Source organism: Paenibacillus sp. PAMC 26794 (genome assembly GCF_000316035.1).
Taxonomy (GTDB): Bacteria; Bacillota; Bacilli; order Paenibacillales; family Paenibacillaceae; genus Paenibacillus.
The window spans coordinates 1-21958 of the sequence record NZ_ANHX01000092.1; the positions used below are offsets into that span (position 1 = coordinate 1).

The following is a 21958-nucleotide window of genomic DNA, read 5'->3' on the forward strand; positions in this document are numbered from 1 at the left end:
CACCGTTTCTGCCCTATGCAGGGGTGCCATGCTCAACGCCCGACATCCGCGCGATGCTTGCGGAAGCCATACAGGCCGCCGACTGGGTTGGCGTCCCGATCTCGCGGGCACCGACATTCCAGGGGCTGTTATTCCCGGTAATGCGCCACTTCGGGATTGACTGGTCCCGGCTGAAATTGACCAGCTCCACGATCAATTACAGTCTGCATCAGTCCGGCCTGGTGTTGCCCTTGCTGCAAGGACGGCGGGTTCTGCTCATAGGCAGCCAGGCACCAGAGCTTGCGGCACTGCTGCATAACCGGGGGATTCATGTCACAGGTATCATTAGTTCTGTGGCGGGAGTCATGGATATTCCGAGGGTGATGCAGCAAACCGCAGAACATGCTTTTGATATCGCGTTGGTGGCAGCGGGTATTCCGGCGGTGATTATGTGTCGGCGAATTGCAGGTGAACTCGGCAAGGTTGCTCTGGATTTTGGACATTTGGCTGACAAACTGGTAACAGGAGAGCTTCAACTCTAGTGGCGTCCGGGGGCCGGTCATGTGCGTGTTGGCCTCACGGACAAGTGGAAATGGAGGGAGCAACATGAGCACACCCGATCAACAGCGCGGTGAAGAACGTCATAGCCGCAGCAACAAGGTTAAGGCTCGAAACGTCGTCCGTCGAAAGGGTCACAGCCATCACAACATCACTCCAAATATCAGCACTCACAGTGACAACAGCCGCAGTGAAAACAACCGGAATGGTAGCATAAGCAGCGAAAAAAAAGCGGACCGCCGGGCCACACAGCACGATGTCTCGCGACCTGCCATGGCAGTCCTGCATGCAGCAGGTCGTCGCTCAATGCGGAAATCCAGACGTAAAGGTAAAAGCAAGCGCACAGCCAAAGGCGCCAGGCTCTACAAACAGGGGTATAACAGAGGATACGACGAAGGTGTCCGCCAGGGACAGAGCTCGTTTGGTCTTGTTTTTGAAGGAGTTAGCATCATTATCCCCACGTACAATCAGCGGGACTATGTGCTGCAATGTGTGTCGAGTATCGAAAAGCATACCCCTGCCCCCTTCGAAATCATTGTCGTGGATAATGCCTCCAAGGATGGAACTGCCGAGGCCATGCTCCGCAAAGGCGGCATGGTGAGGGTGGCTGCCCTGGATAAGAACCGGGGGTTTGCCGGAGGTGTCAATCATGGGCTGATGATGGCGAGAGGACGACATATCATCGTGCTGAACAACGATACGCTGGTTACTCCGGGCTGGCTGGATAACATGATGACTTGTCTTGCCAGTGATCCGAAGATTGGTGTGGTGGGTCCGGTGACCAACTATATTGGCGGGGATCAGCAGATTCAGGTTCCGTACCGTGAGGTAGAAGAGATGTGGTCTTTTGCCGCCACACATAATCGTCCGGATGCAGACAAACATCGAATAACCGATCGCCTGGTCGGATTCTGCTGGCTGTTCTCACGGGAGCTGCTGGAACGGGTAGGTTATCTGGACGAAGGGTACGCGGTGGGCAATTTCGAAGATGACGACTGGATCATCCGGGTGAAGCTGGCAGGATACCAGCTTGCGGTAGCCGGGGATGCTTTTATCCACCACTTCGGAAGTGTCAGTATGAAAGCCTTGGGTGAGCAAGACTTTGCTGTAGTGAATAAGGATAACGAGCAGTTTTATAGCCAAAAGTGGGGAGATCCCCATGTGCTGGTTGCCGAGACATCCCGGTTGGCGTGGCAACAAACCTCTGGTACCCCATCCGGTCAACAAGAGGATGGTGACACAAACCCAATGGATCCGCGTCAGCGAATCTCAACGCAGGGCAGCCAAGATCCAGCATTACAGTTCAGACACAGTTATGACTTCTACCCGGAAGGTTCGTTCCTGTCCGATGCCAAAGGAGATGTCTATATTTTAACTGGCGGTCGGCGGCGTAAGCTGAACATCCCTGTACCGCGTGGAATATCTCCTGTTCAGGTTGCCAAACCGGACCTGCTCGCCATTCCTGCCGGAGAAGCACTGATATCAGCGGGGGACGTGCAAGGATGGCCGAGGGAATCACAACAGGTGCATACGACAGCGGTTCATGATTCTCACAATGGCTGGGCAGAAGGAAGTATTGTTGCCGCAGTGGATGCACCCGAGATTCGATATCAGATCAGCGGAGATAAGCGGAGACGATTTGTATCGGTCTATGCGGCAGAACGTTGGGGTGTACATTCTGGGCATATTATCAGCGTGTCTGCGGACCAACTGAATTCGATGGAAGAAGGACGGCCCATTATCGCCCCACCTCAGCTCTTGAACCCAGATCTGTAATGTCAGGCGATCTGTTTATCCAGATTAGCAGCATGATGCGGAATGGAAAATGTAGCGGTATCCTGTGTAATCGCTCTGATTCATTCCGCATCCGAATATTACATATGAGTTGGTAGCTAGACTACTGAAGCAGAGTGATTCATTCCTGTTAAATAAGCCATCTTTCAAATTTATAATTTAATCTTTCTATTTGGTTATAGGTTTATTCTATTAGCAGATCCATTGACGCAGGAAGGGCACAGGAGTACATTTAGAGCCATAATTCTTATTTAACAGATGGGAATTGAAGGTCTAAGGGCGTTCATAGTTAATCACCCAGACTTTGATCTTAAAACCAATCAGGAGGTATGTCGATGTCTTCATCTACCAAAAAAGTCGTGCTGTGGAGCAAAACAGGCTGTCATTTCTGCGGGGAAGTAAAAGCATTTTTGACAGAGCGAAACCAGCCTTTTGAGAACATTGAAGTGCAGGGTCATGACGTGCTGCGTGATGTACTTGAAGCAAAATATGGCATTCGGCATGTACCTGTCATTGAAGTGGGAGGGGACGGCAAGTTTGAAGCCTTGCTGGAGCCTGATCTGGAGAAGCTGGCTGAACTTCTGACACGAGCGGACGAAGCGGCAGCAGTCTAACGGGAGTTGATATATACCTTTGAAACAAGCCATTTCCGGCTGCTTCATGATGCAAGATTGCATTTGTGCAGCAGTCGGAACGTTCATAAGCTATAGCTCTCTTGGGATGTAAATGGTCATATTTACATCTTCAATGTTCATATAGAAAAAATCTATTAGTCACGCTGTTGACCCTTTTACGGGGCAGTGATAAGATTTGTGAAATTAAAACAAACCAAACTCATAGGAATAGTTAACTTTTAAGTTATTTTGCATACGTAATCAGTTCAGTTGGCCCTTGATCATTCTTTTGAAGATTCTAATCCAAGGAAGGCGGAGTGCATATGACAGCGAAACGCAGTTTGAAATTTGGAGCCATTATTCATGGGGTTGGAGGAAGCAACACCACATGGAGACACCCGGAGGTTCTGTCGGATGCCAGCGTTAACTTTGGATTCTACAAACGTCAGGCACTGAAAGCGGAGGAAGGCAAGTTCGATCTGGTCTTTATCGCAGACGGTCTGTATATAACCGAGAAATCCATTCCGCATTTCCTCAATCGCTTCGAACCAATCAGTATCCTCTCCGCTTTGGCTGCCGTTACTTCACGTATTGGACTGGTAGGCACCCTCTCGACATCCTATAGTGATCCGTTCACCGTAGCCAGACAGTTCGGTTCCCTCGATCAGATCAGTGATGGCCGTGCAGGCTGGAACGTCGTGACTTCTCCACTGGAAGGTACAGCGAAGAACTATAGCAAGAGCAGTCACCCTTCGCATCCGGAACGTTATCGCATTGCCGCGGAATATTTACAGGTAACCAAAGGGTTGTGGGACTCTTGGGAAGATGATGCCTTTGTAAGAGACAAAGAGAGCGGCGTATTCTTCGATCCATCCAAGCTGCACACGCTTAATCATGAAGGAGAATTCTTCTCCGTACAGGGGCCACTCAATATTGCCCGTTCACGGCAAGGACAGCCGGTGATTTTCCAGGCAGGTTCATCGGAAGATGGCAAAACGCTGGCGGCGCAAGAAGCGGATGCTGTCTTTACTGGACACGATACGATTGAAGATGCACAGGCATTCTATAAGGATGTGAAAACACGGGCGGCTTCCTATGGGCGTTCTTCACAGGATATTGTTATTCTGCCAGGCATCAATCCTATTGTTGGACAGACCGAAGAGGAAGCGGAACAGAAGTATCAGGAGATCGCGAGCCTGGTTACCATTGATAAAGCGCTGGATTATCTGGGACGTTTCTTCGAACACCATGATTTCTCCCAATATCCGCTGGATGAACCGTTCCCGGAACTGAATGGCATTGGAAGCAACAGCTTCCGCAGTGGAACTGACAAGATCAAGAAGGATGCCAAAGAGCAAGGATTGACCTTGCGTGAAGTGGCTCTGCGGGCAGCAACACCACGCAGCAAATTCCTGGGCACACCGGAGCAGGTTGCTGACAAGATTCAGGAATGGTTCGAGACGGAAGCGGCGGATGGTTTCATTATTGCTTCGGAGCTGCCAAGTGGATTGTCTGATTTTGTGGAACTGGTTGTTCCGATTCTGCAAGAGCGCGGCCTGTATCGTACGGAATATGAACACGATACATTGCGAGGTAACCTTGGGGTACAGATTCCGGTTAACCGTTATACGACTGCGAAGAAGCAAGTTGTATCTGATTTGGCATAACGGATAGGGAGCGAACGAGCATTTGATTATGTCTGATGTGTTCTCCAAACGGTAATAAAGTAATTACTACGTTTCGTACTACCTTAAAACCGACTTAACTCATAAGATATATAGAGTATTGGTATAAACATCAATTTAATGACACCTGTATACACAGAGGGGGAAGCGATATGAACAGGTCTATTTCATGGATGAAATATATGGCATTGGCAGCAGTATTGGTGATGGTATTATCCGGTTGCGGAGCGGCGGGAGGCAGCACGAACAGTACGGCACAGGCATTAGGCGGCAGGCAGGCCGGGCAAGCCGAAGGAGGCAACCTGACTTTTGCTCTCGCGACTTCACCGGATACACTAGACCCTCATCGCAGTGGGCTTGCCGTAACAGTACGCGCCATCCGAACGATCTACGACAATCTGGTCGTGCAGCTGCCTGATGGTTCCATCAAACCTTGGCTCGCCACGGAATGGAGCGTATCCGAGGACGGCAAGAGTTATACGTTCAAGCTGCGTGAAGGCGTGAAATTCCACGATGGCACACCGTTTAATGCGGAAGCCGTGAAATACAATCTGGACCGGGTGATTGATCCGGCCACCAAAGCTGCCAATTCTCTGGCCCTGATTAGACCCTACAGCTCCTCCGAGGTCATTGATGAATATACCATCAAAGTAAATCTGGAATCACCATCACAAGCCTTTCTTGGCAACTTGAGCCAGGCACTTCTGGGGCTCGTATCCCCTACGGCTGCCCAAAAATATGGTGACCAGCTGGGTAAGAATCCGGTGGGCACAGGCCCGTATACCTTTGTGAAATGGGATGAAAATGCGGATATCGTCGTTGCCAAGAACAAGGATTACAACTGGGGACCTGAGACGGTTGAAAATAAAGCCGCGCCCCATGTGGACACGATCACATTCAAAATTGTACCGGAAGAAGCAACGCGCATCGGAAGTGTACAGAGTAGTCAGGTACTCGCTGCCGAGACGGTTCCACCGCAGAATATCGCTGCATTAAAAAACGATCCGAACCAGCAATTGTTACAGGCCAATACAGTTGGACTGCCGTACACACTCTTTTTCAATCTGCGCAAAGCACCTTGGGATGATGTGAAAGTAAGGCAGGCAGTACAATCCGCTGTAGATGTGGAATCGATTGTCAAAACATTGTATCTGGGCAACTACGAACGTGCGTGGTCCGCACTGTCTCCTGGAATCCTGGGTTATAATGCATCGCTGGAAGGAAGCATTAACCCGGATATCAACAAAGCCAATCAGCTGCTCGATGAACAAGGCTGGGTGAAAGGCGCTGACGGTATTCGTGCGAAAGACGGCCAGAAACTGACCCTGCGTTATGTCGATGGTTCGCCAAATCGGGAGAAACGTAATGACATAGCCGCGATTATCCAGCAACAGCTGAAACAGGTAGGCATCGCTGTTGAAGTGGAAATTACAAAAGACGTAGCAACGGTCATCTATCAGAACTGGGATTATGATCTCTATGGCAACAGTCAGGTCAATTCCGATCCAAATGCCTTGTATGCTTTCTACCATACGAGTGCAGAGGGAGAGCGTCCGACATTGTCCGGTTTGTCTGATCCAAAGATCGATGAATTGCTGGAGCAGGGAGCGGTCGAGACGGATCCTGATAAACGTGTTGAGATCTACAATCAGATTCAACAATACCTGATTGAGCAAGCGATAATTCTACCGATCTATGTATTCCCGTATACCGTCGCAGCATCCAAAAAGGTCGAAGGCATCAAGTTTGATTCACTGGGTTATCCACTCTTTAACGACGTCCGCATTCAGCCCTAACATGAACGGTCAATTCAGATTCAGGAAGGAGATATCCCGGTATGGTTCAAATGATACTGTCACGACTCGCAACATCGCTTCTGGTTATTTTCGGAGCTTCGGTGCTGGTGTACTGCATCATGTATCTCCTGCCGGGTGATCCGGTTCTACTCATGCTGGACCCGTCCTCGGCTACCCCGGAGATGATCGAGAATCTGCGGGTTCAGCTTGGACTGGATCAGCCGTTTTACATCCAGTTTGCGAACTATTTTGGTGATATGCTGCGTGGCGATTTTGGTAAATCAATGATTAATTCGGATCCGGTTTTACCAAAAATACTGGAACATTTTCCAGCCACACTGGCTTTGACCGTACTCAGCTCAATCATTGCCATCACAATCGGAATTACACTCGGTGTATTGTCTGCAATTCATCGCAATGGCGTGATTGATTTCGTCGCCCGGCTCGTTGGACTTTTCGGCATCTCCATGCCAACCTTCTGGACGGGGATACTGCTCATCCTGTTATTCTCGGTACAGCTTGGCTGGTTCCCGGCGATGGGTTCCGACGGTTTCAGTTCACTGGTTCTGCCCGCGGCTACGCTGGGTCTCGTGGGTGCAGGATTTATTGTACGGATGGTACGGAACAGCATGCTGGAAGTGATCAATGAACCGTTTATCGTGGCGTTACGGGCCAAAGGACTTTCGGAACGTGCCATCATGTATGGTCATGCACTGCGTAATGCGCTTATTCCTGCTGTAACGGTAATCGGCATGCTAATCGGTGATCTGCTTGCGGGAACCGTTGTGGTGGAGACCGTCTTCTCCAGACAGGGGATCGGACGAATTATTGCGGATGCGCTAATGGCCAAGGATCTGCCAGTGGTGCAAGGTGTGGTTTTCTTTACATCTATCATCTACGTTGTCTTGAACCTGCTGGTGGATATCTCGTATTCGTACATTGATCCCCGGGTTCGGCGTGCAGTCCGCACATGATCATGGATGGAATAGTCAGAAGTGTCCTGACGCGGAGTATGAAAGGAGGAGTTGTTGCTCATGAGCATGAAACCTTTGGTTGGTGACAAAAAAGCATGGGCGGGCAGTGTAGGACGTATCCATCTGTGGAATCGCCGCCCTTGGCGCTATCGCGTCTCATTCGGGGTATCCCGATTATTCTTTTATGCAGCATTGCTGGTGGTGGTGTTTACCGTGGCATGTGCGATTGTACCGGGCTGGATTGCGCCCTATGATCCAACTCAGATGATGACGGATGCTATTCTGCAGGCTCCTTCTGCTGCACACCTGTTCGGGACGGACTATTTTGGCAGGGATATCTTCAGTGTGGTTGTGCATGGAAGCAGAGATTCATTGCTCATTGGATTCGCTTCGGTACTTGTAGGTGGTATTGTCGGCAGTGCGCTTGGTATTATCTCCGGTTATGCCGGAGGCGTTGTTGATACCATCACGATGCGGGCTGTTGATATTCTGATGGCTGTACCCGGCGTGCTCCTTGCATTGTCTGTTGCAGCTGCTCTCGGGCCAGGACTGATGAATATAGCACTGGCTGTTGCGGTTTCCTCCATTCCGGGTTACGCAAGGGTGATGCGTGGGCAGGTCATATCTGTTAAAGGTCTACCTTTCATTACAGCGACACGTTCACTGGGCGGTTCCAATACACGTATTTTCTGGAAACATGTACTGCCACATTCGTTGTCACCCTTGCTGGTCATGGCTACGCTGGGCGTAGGGACATCAATTCTTACGGGCTCCGGACTCAGTTTTCTGGGACTTGGGGTGTTGAAGGAAATACCGGATTGGGGCGCATTGCTCTCACAAGGTAGAGGTTATCTGACGGTTGCCTGGTGGATCTGTACGTTCCCCGGTCTGGCGATCACATTGTTTGTACTGGCGGTTAACCTGATTGGAGACGATATTCGCGATCGGTTGGACCCCAAAGTAAAAGGAGCGGCCTGACCGCTATACCAAGGAGGAATACTTTATGTCACATGTTGTCATTATTGCCGGATCACCTTCCAAGCGTTCGCGTTTGACAGGTCTGACGGATTACAGCAGCCAAAAATTAACGGAGGCAGGCATCACCGTTGAAGTCATTCATGTTGTGGATCTGCCCGCTGACGATCTGGTGCAAGCCCGGTTTGACAGCTCATTCATTCGTGATGCACTTGCTATCGTGGAAGCGGCGGATGCAGTTATTGTGGCTACACCTGTATACAAGGCATCGTACTCGGGAGTACTCAAGCTGTTCCTGGATCTGATTCCGCAACAGGGGCTACGGGGTAAGTTGACACTTCCGCTCGTTATCGGTGGCTCTATTGCTCATCTACTCGCGATTGATTATGCATTGAAGCCTGTTCTGGCAGCCCTTGGTGGAAGACATATCTTGGGTGGCGTGTATGCTGTGGATCAGGGAATAGAACGATTGGATGATGGGAAATTTGTACTCTCGGCAGATGTGACTACACGTCTGGATCGCTCGCTGGATGAATTGATATTGACACTGGAAAAGGATGGGATTACGATATCATAAAACCAAGTAAGTACATTGGATAAATCGATATAAGATCAAACGTCTGCGGACGTGGATACGGAGGCACTCATGAATATCGAGAACATTGAAGCATTTGTATATATCAATCATTATGGAAGCTTCAATAAGGCTGCCGAAGTACTCTTCTTGTCCCAACCTTCGGTCACAGCTCGCATTCAGTCACTGGAAAGGGAGCTGGGCTGCAAGTTGTTTGATCGGCTTGGCAAGCAAATTGTGCTGACAGAGGAAGGTCGGAAATTCCTGCCATATGCGCAGCAAGTGCTGCAAGTGATTCAGAAGGGCAAGCAGAAGATTCAGCAACGGAGATCAACACCGGATGCTCTTCGGCTCGGTAGTACAGTATCAGTATCCAACTATGTCATTCCCGATTTTTTACCCAAGATCAAGGAAGCTTACCCCGAAATTAATATCAAATTGACGACAGCAACGACGGATCAGCTGATTGCCAAACTGCTTGGTCAGGAGATCGATCTTGCTTTTGTGCGCAAGGTCATGCATCCTGCGATCCGTACGGTTGCTTTTTATGAAGATCCGATCCAGCTCTATGTGTACAAAGGGCATCCATTCATTGAGAGCGGACATGTCAGCATGGAAGCCATCCGGAATGAGCAACTGGTCTTTTTTGAATGTGGTTCACTGGACTGGCTACGCATTCACCGGGCTTTCGACTCGCTGGAACATCCGCCGAATATTACATACCATGTTGATAATTCGGAGACGGCGAAGAAACTGGTTATGCAAGGGGCAGGCATTGCCTTTCTTCCGGGACTTACTGTGAAGAAGGAAGTGCAGAATCAGGAGTTATTCCCCATTCAGGTACATGAGGTAGCAGGTGTATCGTTGCAGATCAGCGTCGTTACTTTAAAGGAAGAATATTCGCCATTGGCAGAGCCCTTCGGGGAACTGCTGCGGCAACTATAGATCGCTTGTAAGCTACATGAACACAGGTTCAGCACAATCAAGGAGGAGAAGGATATGAGTATTCGTGTTGGCATTTTGGATCAGACTCCCATCTATGAAGGGGAAACGGCGGTGGATGCTTTTCGGCATACGATTGAGCTGGCACAGCGGGCAGAGCAGCTTGGATTCCATCGGTTCTGGGTATCGGAGCATCATGATTCAGGGCATGTTGCAGGTTCCTCCCCGGAGGTACTCATCTCCCACTTGCTTGCGCATACAAAGCGGATTCGGCTGGGGTCTGGCGGAGTAATGCTCCAGCATTACAGCCCATACAAAGTCGCCGAGAATTTCAATATCCTCGCAGCGCTCGGACCAGGAAGAGTTGACCTGGGAATCGGTCGTGCACCAGGCGGGTTACCACGTTCGACACAGGCGTTGCAGGAAGGTATTCAGGAAGCTGCCTCTCTTCAAGAGAAAATTGTTCAGGTGAAACGATACATCCACAATGAGCCGCTTGAAGATCCATCGCATCCACTTGCAGGTCTCAGCGCTTCGCCTGTGTCCGACATTCCAGCGGAACTGTATGTGCTTGGAGCGAGTGTTGATAGTGCAGGCATGGCTGCGGAACTGGGACTCCCATATGTCTTTTCACTGTTCATTAACAGTAATATAGAGGTAGCGCTTCAAGCGATCCGTATATATCGTGAACAATTTGATCGTTCCCAGGGAAGAGAGCCTTACGCTGCACTAGCCATATCGTTAATTGTGGCCGAAAGTGAGGAAGAAGCGGAAGGACTTGCGAGCGAGCATATGCTGGTGAAAATTCATCTGGAGAGTGGTAAGGTGCTGACCGTCGGTTCTGTGGAACAGGCGGAAGAATTCGGCCGTCAATCAAACGAAACCTATCGGATCGAAATTTTGGAGCCAAGTGTGACCCGGGGTACGAAGGAAAGCGTAGGTCAGGCGCTGCTGAAGTTCAAGCAGGAGTTTGCTGTGGAAGAGTTCATTGTGACTACAGCTACACGGGACTTTACCAAGCGAATTCGTTCATTTGAATTGTTGCGTGAAATTTTGGCAGAGCAGGGACTAAGTGAATTTGCACTGGAATCCAAGGAACAGGAAGCTGCAATCGGATAGAATTAGGCAGTTAAGATAGCAATGAATATATACGAATGGGAGGCCATGTGATGAAAAGTGATCTGGAACAGCCCAAGCAGCATTCTGGGCAACAAGTACAGGGCCCCGAGCATGAACTTCACGGTGAACGGGCGGAAGAATTCGTGGAACGATTAATCACCATTCGGCGACATCTGCATCGTAACCCGGAATTGTCCGGCGAGGAAAGGGAGACGACGGCAGCCATTCGCAGTTGGCTGGAAGAGGAAGGCGTCCGTATTGCAGACGAATATGTGCTGCGGACAGGGCTTGTCGCTGAAGTGGGTCAAGGGGACGGTCCTGTGGTTGCCCTAAGAGCAGATATTGATGCGCTGCCCATTCAGGAAGAGACAAAGCTGGAATTTGCCTCCCAGGTAGATGGAAAGATGCACGCTTGTGGACATGACGCACACACGGCAATTCTGATCGGTGCTGCCCGATTACTGAAACAGCGTGAGTCCATTCTACCGGGAAAAGTACGGTTGATATTCCAGCCATCGGAGGAAAAAGCAACGGGTGCTCGGCAAGTGATCCAGAGCGGCGCATTGTCCGATGTTCGGGCGGTATTCGGATTACATAACAAGCCTGATCTTCAGGTAGGTACGGTGGGTATTCGGGAAGGCGCATTGATGGCAGCAGCAGACGGTTTTGTTGTCAAAGTGGAAGGTGTAGGCACCCATGCAGCCGTGCCTGAAGCCGGCATTGATCCAATCGTGGTTGCCGCACATATCGTTACGGCACTACAGGCCATTGTGAGTCGTAATGTAGGAGCACAGGAGAGTGCCGTAATCAGCGTCACCAAGCTCCACAGCGGCACAGCCTGGAACGTCATTCCCGATGAAGCGATACTCGATGGCACGGTGCGTACCTTTGATGAGAAAGTGCGTGCGCGGATTCGCGAACGTTTCAATCAGGTAGTCGCCGGTGTGGCGGCGGCCTATGGCACACGGGCTACGGTTCGCTGGATTCAGGGACCACCTGCCGTGGTCAACGATGAAGCACTGGCATCTGCGGCGGAGCAAGTTGCAAGTCAGATTGGACTGAATAGTGTTAGACCGCTACCTTCTCCAGCAGGTGAGGACTTCTCTTTTTATCAAAAAGAAGTTCCCGGCCTGTTCCTCTTCCTGGGCACCTCTGGCCCGCATGAGTGGCATCACCCTGGCTTTGATGTGGATGAACGGGCATTGGCGCTGGGAGCACATCTTCTCGCCGATCTGGCAGAGCAAGCATTACGTAATCTGTAATCATTTAGATAATGTATTCTGCGCTTTATTGTGATGTGGAACGGTTTCCGCTTTGGCGGTAACCGTTTTTTTGTTATGGCCTTTAATAGAGTTAATCCACTGTAATCAAGAGCAGGTGTGTCCATCAGACCGGTCGCGGGCTTCTCTTTCTATTCATTAATGTACATGATGTGTGCTATCCTAGGAGCGGTGATGATCGTTTTTGCCTATGAACGGCGTAGACCGGTGACAGGTACATCTGTGAATTGACTGCCAGAAGAGAAAGTGGTGACGAACGTTTGAAGTCTACGATGACTGAAACATCCAATGGAAAATTAAATCCGGTATCCTTTTCGTTTATCCGGTTTTATATGCTGGCCTTTTTATTTTTTGCGGCAAATTCAGCCTTGACGATTATTCTGCCTTTGAGAAGCGAAGCCGCCGGATTGAATCAGGCTGAGATTGGTCTGATGATGGGGGCATATATGTTCACCTGTATGCTCTTGAGACCTTTTGCAGCACAGCTGCTGGGTAAGCATGGGCCACTTCGTGTGATGCAATGGCTATTGCTTTTACATGCCGGGACGTTGTTGCTGTTTGTTGTTTTTGGTGTGGAGACGTATCTGTGGTTGCGGGCCCTGCAAGGGGTGGCTACGGCCTTTTTCTCCATGACCATGCAGGCAGGCATTGTGGAAAAGCTGGAGGACAAAGACCGGGCACAAGGGCTGTCCATGTACACCCTGTTTACGATGGTTCCTTCTCTGGTCATTCCGATTCTCGCCATACAAATCTGGGAAAATGCCAGTGATCTGGCGTTTACGTTATTGATGATCGGACTGGCGGCTCTGCCACTTCTGATCGGGTATAATGTGGATTTGCCGCGGAGTACCGTACAGAACAAATCGTATACCTTGGTTGATATGTTTCGTTCATTTGGCGGCATCTGGCGTAGCACGCCACTGCTGATCAGCAGTGTGGTAATGTTGTTTGCGTCCTGCGTCTTTGGGGCGACAGCGACCTTTCTTCCCCTGTATATGGTATCCACCGGAATGGCAAGTGCAGGCTTATTTCTGACGATACAGGGATTGGTCGTAATCCTGTGCAGGTTTATTTTGCGCAAAAAAATTCCGTCCGATGGTAGCTGGAATACCTGGCTCATGGCCGGGTTAATGCTGTGTGCAGCACTGGGAACCCAGTTGCTCAGTCTGATGGAGATCATTGGACCATTGGTGTATCTCTCCGCGGTGTTTAGCGGTTTTGCCTTGGCATTGTTGTACCCGACATTAACCACATATCTCTCTTTTGTGCTGCCTGCGGATTCCAGATATGTACTCATGGGGATCTTCATGTCCTCGTATGACCTTGGATTCTCTCTGGGTGGACTGGCGATGGGGCTTATTGTACAGGTGAGTTCGTATTCGATCATGTTTATGATCTGCACGTTGCTCTCTATTGCAGCGATGATTCTGGTGTTGGTGTTCAGGCAACGGATGGAAGCGGGGAATAAGGCCAGATCTGTGGTGACAAGCTGAACCGTATGGTAGCGGAATGATCCTGAGCAGTGATAGACAGCCGGATGTTGCTGCCAGGTATACGTTATTGTGAGGTGCGAATGGAGCGCCGATGTGGAAGCGTAAAAGAAAGGCTTATGGACTGAATTTTCCGGGGGGCGTATCATCAGGATACGAAGCTGCAGGAGACAGACCATGGGTCTTTTTTTAGATAATAGAATTTATAAGTTTTCAACAGAGCTGAACAATTCGATTATCGCAAGAAAAACTTCAACTAAACGCGGTCTGTCTTCTGTGAAAGTCTTCTTTTGCTTTTGCGTCAGCATGATGAAATAACTTGTGCCTATAACGTGTGATTGTGCATCATTCGAAATTGCATAGGTGTTACGTTCTCCTGGGTTTTAAAACATCGGATGAAGTAGCTTGACTGTGAAAATCCCGTTTCCAGCGTAATTTGTTTAATGGAAAGGTTGGTTGTCGCGAGCAGCTGTTTCGCATGTAGTAGCCTAGATTCCAAGAGGAATTCCGGGAAAGAGATGCCAAACGTCTGACTGAACTTGCGGCTAAAGTATGTTGTACTGTATCCGGCAATCCCGGCAGCGTGGTCTAGTGTAATGTGCTCGTTACTGTGGGAACGAATATAATTCCCTGCTTCACGAATTCGCTCTGAAGTGTGATTTAACGAAACATTGATTTGGCTCGCCGCGGATTGTAATCTGGTCAGAAGCTCATATAGTGTAGCTGCCACACTGTGCTCGTCCTCCACCTGATAGCCTCTTCCGAGCTCCAGTAATCGATCCATGAGCGCGGTAACCACCGGGAAGTTGGAACATTGAAACAACCAGGGCTCGTCAACGCCTTTTCCATTTAACAGTTCTTCGAGACGAATTCCGTAAAAGTGAATCCAACGAATGCTCCAAGGATCATCCGAATCTGAGTAGTACGTTTGTCTGAGACCGGGACCATAGAGGAATCCCTGCCCACGCGTTAGCTCATAACAAGCAGTTCCCGTGTCCAGGAATCCTTTACCTTCAAGTACAAGATGCAGGTTATAACATTGATCCAAGTTAATTTCAGTGGTGCCGTATTCTCGATGCACACGATGCTTCGGAAAGTCACTGTACCCTCCAATAAAATCGGGAAAGCATACATGTCTGGGGAAAATCGGCTTGGGGAGAAAGATATGTTCTTTCACGTGCATCCTCCATTTGAACGCAATATTTTTATGTAATGAATCGAAATAGATTAAGACAACTGTGGTTTGAATCTTGGACAATGACAATATTTTATTATAAGTCGCATAATCTTGTCATTTATTATAAGTGAAGTATCCAATAGAATGGAGGCAATATGGCAGGTTAAGGGGGCAATTGAAGGTGGCAAAATCAATCCAAATGGATGAATTGAAAATGGGGGTCTGTTATTACCCTGAGCACTGGTCGGAGGCGTTGTGGGAGGACGATTTCCGTAGAATGAAAGAGATGAATATCACAGTTATTCGGATGGCTGAATTTGCATGGTCCATCTTTGAGCCGGAAGAAGACCAGTTCGATTTTAGTTTTTTCCAGAAGGCACTGGATCTGGCGCATCAATACGGTTTAAGTGTTATTTTGGGAACACCTACTGCAACTCCACCAGCGTGGTTAACATCCAAATATCCTGAAGTATTAAACGCAAATAAGGACGGGGTGTTGTATCAACACGGCATGCGGCGTCATACCAACTACAGCAGCCCAATCTTCAGACAGCAATGTGAAAAAATCGTGCGCAATATGGTGATTGCCTATAAAGATCATCCGGCTCTTATTGGATGGCAGATCGATAACGAATTCAATTGTCATATGGATGTTTTCTATGCTGAGGCTGACCATGTCGCCTTCCGTGAATGGTTAAAGGATCGTTATGAATCGTTAGAGAATCTGAACCAGGCATGGGGAACCGTTTTCTGGAGTCAGACCTATACCGACTGGGAGCAAGTTTACCTTACCCGAAATATGGTCAGCCAATCGCCGAATCCTCACCTGGCATTAGATGAAAAGAGATTCATATCAGCCAATACGATTTCATTTGCCAAGCTTCAGGTGGACATCATTCGGGAACTGGATCCGAAACATTGGATCACAACGAACGGTACGTTTGGACACTTGGATAATCATGAAATGACAGAGGAGCTATTGGATTTCTTCTCCTATGATTCGTATCCGCAGTTTGCCACGATCTTCCCAGGGACAGACGATAACTCATTACAAGATCGGGCCTGGAGCATGAAACTGTCGAACGTACGTAACATGTCACCGAACTTCTGCGTCATGGAACAACAGTCTGGGCCAGGAGGCTGGGTTGACAGTATAGGCATGGGTACACCAAGACCGGGACAGATCCGATTATGGTCGTATCAATCTGTTCTTCACGGAACAGATCTGCTCGTCTACTTCCGCTGGCGGACGGCAACGTTTGGCACCGAGATGTACTGGCATGGCATCAATGATTACCATAATCAACCCAACAGAAGGGTACGCGAGGTTGCACAAGTAGGAGAAGAGTTTGCCAAGATCGGGCGTGTTATTGCGGGCACTACATATCAAGCCGATGTTGCGATCCTACAGGATTACGATAACATCTGGGATGGAGAGTTGGATGAGTGGCACGGCCCGCTTCAGCAACAGAGTGTACGCTCTTGGTATAAGCAGCTCCAGTATCGTCATATTCCGACGGACATGGTTACACTGCAACCAACGACAACACTGGAGGAGTTATCCGAGTATAAGGTGATCATCTATGCTCACCCGGCCATCATGACAGACGAGACAGCAGAACTTCTGCAAGCCTATGTCAGTCAAGGAGGCACTCTGTTTTTTGGTGCGCGCACCGGTTATAAAGATATCAAGGGACATTGTTATATGAGACCGTTCCCTGGGGCTGTCGCTGAGTTGTGTGGTGTAACCGTAGAGGACTTTACCTTAATCAAAGGAACCATTCCAGCAGCCAAACTGCAATGGAATGGGGCAAGTGAGCGGCTTCAAGAAGGAACGCCAACGGCCGGATTTAACGAAGTTCTTCATGTGGAGCATCCCGACGTACAGGTCGTAGCCGAGTATGCATCCGAATATTATTCAGGTAGTCCTGCATTGACCAAACGTACGGTAGGTCAGGGGCAAGTATGGTATTATGGAGCGGCTTACAATGAACCGGTCGTAGATACTCTCCTGGATGAAATAGGGCTATCTTCACCTGTGGGTGACCTGGTAGAGGTACCGTCCGAAGTTGAGCTTGGTATCCGTTCCGGTAAGGATAAAGCTTATGTATTTTTACTCAACTACTCGGATCAACAAGTACCCATTAAGCTTAAGAAGCAAGCAAAAGAGTTACTATCGGGTACAACAGTTCAGGATGAAATCAACATGCCCGCGTATGGTGTATTCATTTTTGAGATCGATTTGCCACATTAAAAAATTCATTCATCCATATCATGCGTTATATATAGAATGAAACACCAAAAACGCCTTGCAGCCATTGCAAGGCGTTTTGTATTTGCATCGTGCGCAACATACGTACAGTGTGGACTGACATTGGTTGTATTGTGTATGGACTATGCTTCGTACAAAATCTCACCTGTCCGGGATACATCATATCCCTCGAATGATTGCAGTTCCTGCCTGAACTCCGGCGATTGGAGAATATGCAGTACCGATTCTGTCCAGGCTTCATTACCTTGCTTCCTCAGCATGACCAGATCATAGCGCTCCTGAGTGAGCGGGACAAAATCAACCTGCCCCACAAGTCGCGCAGCCTTTTCAATGCCAACTCCGACATCAGCTTCACCTGAACTTACTTTGGCAGCCACGCCCATGTGACTGGTTTCCTCGGTTTCATATCCGATCAGACCTGCGGCAGGAATTCCATGTAGCCGAAGTTGCTCATCCAGCAATACTCTCGCGCCAGAACCTTTCTCCCGATTAGCTAGTCTCAGTTCAGGCTTGCTCAGATCGGTCCAATTCTGCAAGTTCTGCGGATTGCCACGCTGTACATACAGTCCGGCAGGACGTGATAGCAGGTTCACCACAACATAAGAACGCCCCGTCAGGATTTTACGAATATACGGCAGATTATACTCACCGGTATCTCCGTCGAGCAGATGGGTACTGACCAGATCAGACTCACCGCGATACATCGAGATAAGCCCGTCCAAGCTGCCCATGAACGAGCGGAGCGGACGAATGTCCCGTGTATGTTTCTCCATATGGCGCATTAGAATATCCAGACTAACATCCTGACCTGTTATGACCAGATGCCGTGGTGCAGAAGTCATTGTATGGGTAGAACTCGCTGGGGTAATCGCATGCGCAGACCCAACGGGTGTAGTCGATTGTAAGGAAGTTCCCTGAAAATCACCCTGACCTGGCTGAGTCCCTGATGCCGAGGTCTGATGCGGAGTCGGGATACGCTGACCTGAGGACTGAAGTTGCTTGGAGCGACGTTTATATGCCTCCAGATCGGTAGCATCAATCCGCATTTGTTTACCCACACGGTATGCGACAAGATCTCCCTTTTTGATCAGGTCATAGACCGTCAGTTTCGATATTTTGAGCAGCTTGGATATTTCTTCGGTTGTGTAGGATTGCTCCTCCGTCATAAGTGAAGATCCTCCTTCAAAGGTATAGAGCAACTATGGTTTTGTTATAAATGTTTCTTGTACTATACCATTAATTGAGGGATGCCATAAACCTGAGAACACGCAATAAACGCATAGGACAGATAACAAAAATCAAATGTGATAGAAATCACCTTCCCATTTTTTTTGTCTTGTGTATAATTAGATATAATCAATTATAACTAGTTATAACCAAAGATAACGTTGGGGGAGAAATGAATGAGAAAGAGAATCGGATATGTGTTGGGAAGTATGTCACTGGGACTGGCTCTTGTATTGGCTGGTTGCGGCGCAAACACGGGCACTAGGGATACATCCACGGGTGCAGAACAAACGACCTCAACGCCAGCGGCATCAGGTGAAAGTTCATCAGCAGGAAATACCGATCCGCAGGAAACGGTAGATCTGACAATCTCTGCGGCGGCCAGTCTGACCGATGCGATGAAAGAGATTGAAACCAATTATGAGTTAGCTAATCCTTATATAGAACTTAATTTTAACTTTGGCGCCTCGGGTGCCTTGCAACAGCAGATTGAACAGGGTGCCCCGGCTGATATCTTTGTATCGGCGGCAACAAAAAATATGAATGCGCTAGTGGATGAAAACCTGATTGCATCGGGAGATCAGAAGAATCTGCTACAGAATTCACTGGTGGCCATAGTGCCAGCAGATGGGACCCACACAGTAACCAGTGAAACGGATCTCACCAGCGACTCCATCAAGACGGTAGCCATTGGGATTCCGGAAAGTGTTCCTGCGGGAACCTATGCCAAGGAAGCTCTGACCAATGCCAAGCTGTGGGATGAACTGGAAAGCAAGCTTGTGCAGGGGAAAGACGTTAGACAGGTTCTTCAATATGTAGAGACAGGTAATGCAGATGCAGGGTTTGTATATAAAACGGATGCTCTTACTTCGGATCAGGTGAAAATTGCGTTTGAAGTGGACAAGAACAACTACACACCTGCCAATTATCCGATAGGCATTATCGAAGGAACGAAACATCGTACAGAAGCTGAACAATTCTATGCATATTTGCAAACCCCTGAAGTACTGGATATCTTCGCGAAATACGGATTCACAATTCCGGAATGAATGTGAACGCAATAGACTGGTCCGTATTCTGGTCACCGGTGCGCTTATCGCTTCAGGTTGCGTTATTATCCAGCGTAGTGGCCACTGTGCTCGGAATTGCGATAGCTTGGAAGATGTCACGTTCTTCATTTCGGGGAAAGATTCTGCTGGAAACGGCATTTATGCTGCCGCTAGTCCTTCCCCCGACGGTGGTTGGATTTCTGTTACTTGTCATACTGGGGCGTAAAAGTCTGTTTGGACAATGGGTTGAAGCCATATTCTCCGCACCGGTTATTTTCACCTGGTGGGCTGCGGTGATTGCTTCGGTGGTGGTTGCTTTTCCACTTGTGTATCAGACGATGAAATCGGGATTCAGCGGTGTGGATCGTGATCTGGAAGATGCGGGCCGTTCGATTGGGGCGAATGAGTGGCAGGTCTTCCGTTACATTTCTTTGCCGCTCGCAGGCAGAGCATTGATGACCGCTTTCATCCTGGGCTTTGCCCGTGCACTCGGGGAATTTGGTGCGACACTGATGATTGCAGGCAATATTCCGGGCAAAACACAAACGGTACCTACGGCAATCTATGTCGCTGTGGATTCGGGCAATCAGACCATGGCTTGGGCATGGACTGTTTCCATTATTATTATCTCGTTTCTCATGTTACTGATGACCAGACAGCAGCGAGATGGAAAAAATGACTAATTTGATATGTGTTAATATTATATATAAAATGATGAAAAACTCGTTTTGAGGAAAGAACTTTTTTCCTTAACGAGGGTTTTTATTACCAATTTCATATGTACCAATATCAATACCCTGCTAAATTGGTCTTAATGGAAATGTAAAGCTGTTTTAACATAAAAAAATAAAAATTTTCCCGAAATTTAATCGTTCAGTACTCGCTTTCAGTGGGCTTGTTCCTGTAAGATAGAAGTAATGGATTCCAGCCAAGTACTGAAATAAGGAGAGACGACGATGAACACTAAATCTGATTGCGGCGTTTCGTTGCAAATTGATGACTATCTGGATCTTTTGCATTTTGCCATCCAAATTCAGGATCAGGAATGGCAGCAATCCCTTATCCGCCAACTCAAAATATTTCAGACGGCGACGGAGCAGCAGCGCACACCTGAAGAGGAATTATGGACACGGTTTGATTACATCAACAGCAAACTGACAGGTCTGTGCCACCAGATTCATGCCGCTCATTCCATGGACGAACGCAAGAAGTTCGAGGAACGGATCGGTCTCTTACAATTACAGCGAGTGGAAGTTGCACGTAAAATTAAATGGGCGAGTCGCAGATAGATGAGTAGTGTATACACCAAGTGATGCACCGCCAAAATGGTATAATCAGTGAGAGTCATACAAGAAGAAGCCATCCGCCAATCGATATGGGGGATGGCTTTTTCTTGTACTATAGAGAAGTCCTATAACCTTATCAGGATGTCCTATTAGTTTAGTTATTGCCCTAAGATGACTTGTAATGATATTCTTTGTTCAACCTAATTCCGACTATACAAGTAAGAATTGTTTGTTAATAGGGTAGAGGAATGGGAGTACACATCATATTCGCTGTGATAACAGCCTGTGGAGGAGATTGGGAATGGTTAAACAACGGGGGATTCAAAAATTCCGGACAGCACTGCTGTTCATTACAATGCTGGTGGTACTGGCTGGATGCAGCACAGGAACTGCAAGCAATGAGTCAGAATCTGCTTCGGCAGCAGGCGACAGCGACACCAAAGTGAAAAAGATCATTGTAGGAACAGGTACACAGTTCCCGAATGTCTGCTTCATTGATGAGAATGGCAAGTTAACAGGTTATGATGTGGAACTGATCCGGGAGATCGATAAACGTTTGCCTGAGTATGAATTCGAATTCAGTACCATGGATTTTAAAAACCTGCTGCTGAGCCTGGAAACGAAAAAAATTGACCTGATCGCGCACCAGATGGAAGTGAATGATGAGAGACAGGCTAAGTTCCTGTTTAATGATGAAGCCTATAATATTTTTCCAAATAAAATTGTCGTAAGTCAGAAAAATGAGGAAGTAAAATCGATTGAGGATCTGAAGGGTAAAAAACTGATTGTTGGTGCTACGAGTAATGCGGCTGTACTTGCTGAGAAATGGAATGCGGCGAACGGCAACGGGATTGATATCGTTTATTCCGGAGCGGGTGAGGATACCATTACCCAGATCAAAACAGGCCGGGTGGATGCCACCATCAGCACTCAGTTTGCCATTGATTATCAGAATAAGGCGGTTGATGCTCAGTTGAAAACGGTAGGAGATGCCCTCTCCAACTCCAAAGTGTACTTCATTCTGAACAAAGATGAGCAGGAGCTCAAAACCAAAGTGGACGAAGCGCTCAAAGCGATCAAAGAAGATGGAACGTTAGGCAAACTGAGCACTGAGTGGCTTGGAGCTGACTATACGGTTGAAGAGTAGTCTGAGAAAGGTGTGCAGCG

The 21958-nt window shown here is 48.4% G+C and carries 19 protein-coding genes; 17 read left to right on the forward strand and 2 right to left on the reverse strand.

Annotation, left to right across the window (positions count from 1 at the left end):
* From D829_RS33890 to D829_RS0129400, 12 genes are all read left to right on the forward strand, one after another.
* Positions 1-521 (forward strand): GT-D fold domain-containing glycosyltransferase (locus D829_RS33890; protein ID WP_017692487.1); only part of this gene is annotated, 521 nt, incomplete at its 5' end.
* Between the two features lie 64 nt (positions 522-585).
* On the forward strand, positions 586-2313 hold the full coding sequence (locus D829_RS32160; protein WP_017692488.1) for a glycosyltransferase family 2 protein: 1728 nt from the start codon (positions 586-588) through the stop codon (positions 2311-2313).
* Positions 2314-2666: 353 nt separating this feature from the next.
* A complete protein-coding gene (locus D829_RS0129355; RefSeq protein ID WP_017692489.1) occupies positions 2667-2945 on the forward strand; it encodes a glutaredoxin family protein in 279 nt (92 codons plus the stop codon).
* 323 nt (positions 2946-3268) lie between these two features.
* A complete protein-coding gene (locus D829_RS0129360) occupies positions 3269-4612 on the forward strand; it encodes an LLM class flavin-dependent oxidoreductase (protein WP_017692490.1) in 1344 nt (447 codons plus the stop codon).
* Positions 4613-4782: 170 nt separating this feature from the next.
* On the forward strand, positions 4783-6426 hold the full coding sequence (locus tag D829_RS0129365) for an ABC transporter substrate-binding protein (protein WP_017692491.1): 1644 nt from the start codon (positions 4783-4785) through the stop codon (positions 6424-6426).
* Positions 6427-6467: 41 nt separating this feature from the next.
* On the forward strand, positions 6468-7400 hold the full coding sequence (locus D829_RS0129370; protein ID WP_017692492.1) for an ABC transporter permease: 933 nt from the start codon (positions 6468-6470) through the stop codon (positions 7398-7400).
* Positions 7401-7460: 60 nt separating this feature from the next.
* Positions 7461-8378, forward strand: a complete 918-nt coding sequence (locus D829_RS0129375; protein ID WP_017692493.1) for an ABC transporter permease — start codon at positions 7461-7463, stop codon at positions 8376-8378.
* 25 nt (positions 8379-8403) lie between these two features.
* Complete coding sequence (ssuE, locus tag D829_RS0129380) at positions 8404-8952, forward strand: NADPH-dependent FMN reductase (RefSeq protein WP_017692494.1); 549 nt, start codon at positions 8404-8406, stop codon at positions 8950-8952.
* A gap of 69 nt (positions 8953-9021) precedes the next feature.
* A complete protein-coding gene (locus D829_RS0129385) occupies positions 9022-9894 on the forward strand; it encodes a LysR family transcriptional regulator (protein ID WP_017692495.1) in 873 nt (290 codons plus the stop codon).
* A 54-nt stretch (positions 9895-9948) separates the two neighbouring features.
* A complete protein-coding gene (locus D829_RS0129390) occupies positions 9949-11010 on the forward strand; it encodes an LLM class flavin-dependent oxidoreductase (RefSeq protein ID WP_017692496.1) in 1062 nt (353 codons plus the stop codon).
* A gap of 50 nt (positions 11011-11060) precedes the next feature.
* Positions 11061-12272 carry an amidohydrolase gene (locus D829_RS0129395; RefSeq protein ID WP_017692497.1) on the forward strand — a complete coding sequence of 404 codons (1212 nt, stop codon included), beginning with the start codon at positions 11061-11063 and terminating at the stop codon, positions 12270-12272.
* 245 nt (positions 12273-12517) lie between these two features.
* A complete protein-coding gene (locus D829_RS0129400; protein WP_241230838.1) occupies positions 12518-13783 on the forward strand; it encodes an MFS transporter in 1266 nt (421 codons plus the stop codon).
* Positions 13784-14105: 322 nt separating this feature from the next.
* Here D829_RS0129400 and D829_RS0129405 read toward each other — a convergent pair whose 3' ends face one another.
* Positions 14106-14957 carry an AraC family transcriptional regulator gene (locus D829_RS0129405; protein ID WP_017692499.1) on the reverse strand — a complete coding sequence of 284 codons (852 nt, stop codon included), beginning with the start codon at positions 14955-14957 and terminating at the stop codon, positions 14106-14108.
* A gap of 181 nt (positions 14958-15138) precedes the next feature.
* Between D829_RS0129405 and D829_RS0129410 the strand changes: the two genes are divergently transcribed.
* Complete coding sequence (locus D829_RS0129410; RefSeq protein ID WP_017692500.1) at positions 15139-17211, forward strand: beta-galactosidase; 2073 nt, start codon at positions 15139-15141, stop codon at positions 17209-17211.
* A gap of 140 nt (positions 17212-17351) precedes the next feature.
* Here D829_RS0129410 and D829_RS0129415 read toward each other — a convergent pair whose 3' ends face one another.
* Entirely contained in the window at positions 17352-18395 is a 1044-nt protein-coding gene (locus D829_RS0129415; RefSeq protein ID WP_017692501.1) for a helix-turn-helix transcriptional regulator, read from the reverse strand.
* 237 nt (positions 18396-18632) lie between these two features.
* On the opposite strand from D829_RS0129415, the gene modA reads away from it, so the two are divergent.
* The 4 genes from modA to D829_RS0129435 all read left to right on the forward strand — a co-directional run bounded on the left by modA (position 18633) and on the right by D829_RS0129435 (position 21938).
* Positions 18633-19505 carry a molybdate ABC transporter substrate-binding protein gene (gene modA, locus D829_RS0129420; protein ID WP_017692502.1) on the forward strand — a complete coding sequence of 291 codons (873 nt, stop codon included), beginning with the start codon at positions 18633-18635 and terminating at the stop codon, positions 19503-19505.
* Positions 19502-20188, forward strand: a complete 687-nt coding sequence (gene modB, locus D829_RS0129425) for a molybdate ABC transporter permease subunit (RefSeq protein WP_017692503.1) — start codon at positions 19502-19504, stop codon at positions 20186-20188. Before modA ends, modB begins: the two co-directional genes overlap by 4 nt.
* Positions 20189-20461: 273 nt before the next feature.
* Positions 20462-20794, forward strand: a complete 333-nt coding sequence (locus tag D829_RS0129430; protein WP_017692504.1) for a hypothetical protein — start codon at positions 20462-20464, stop codon at positions 20792-20794.
* 298 nt (positions 20795-21092) lie between these two features.
* A complete protein-coding gene (locus D829_RS0129435; RefSeq protein ID WP_017692505.1) occupies positions 21093-21938 on the forward strand; it encodes a transporter substrate-binding domain-containing protein in 846 nt (281 codons plus the stop codon).
* Positions 21939-21958 lie beyond the last annotated feature (20 nt).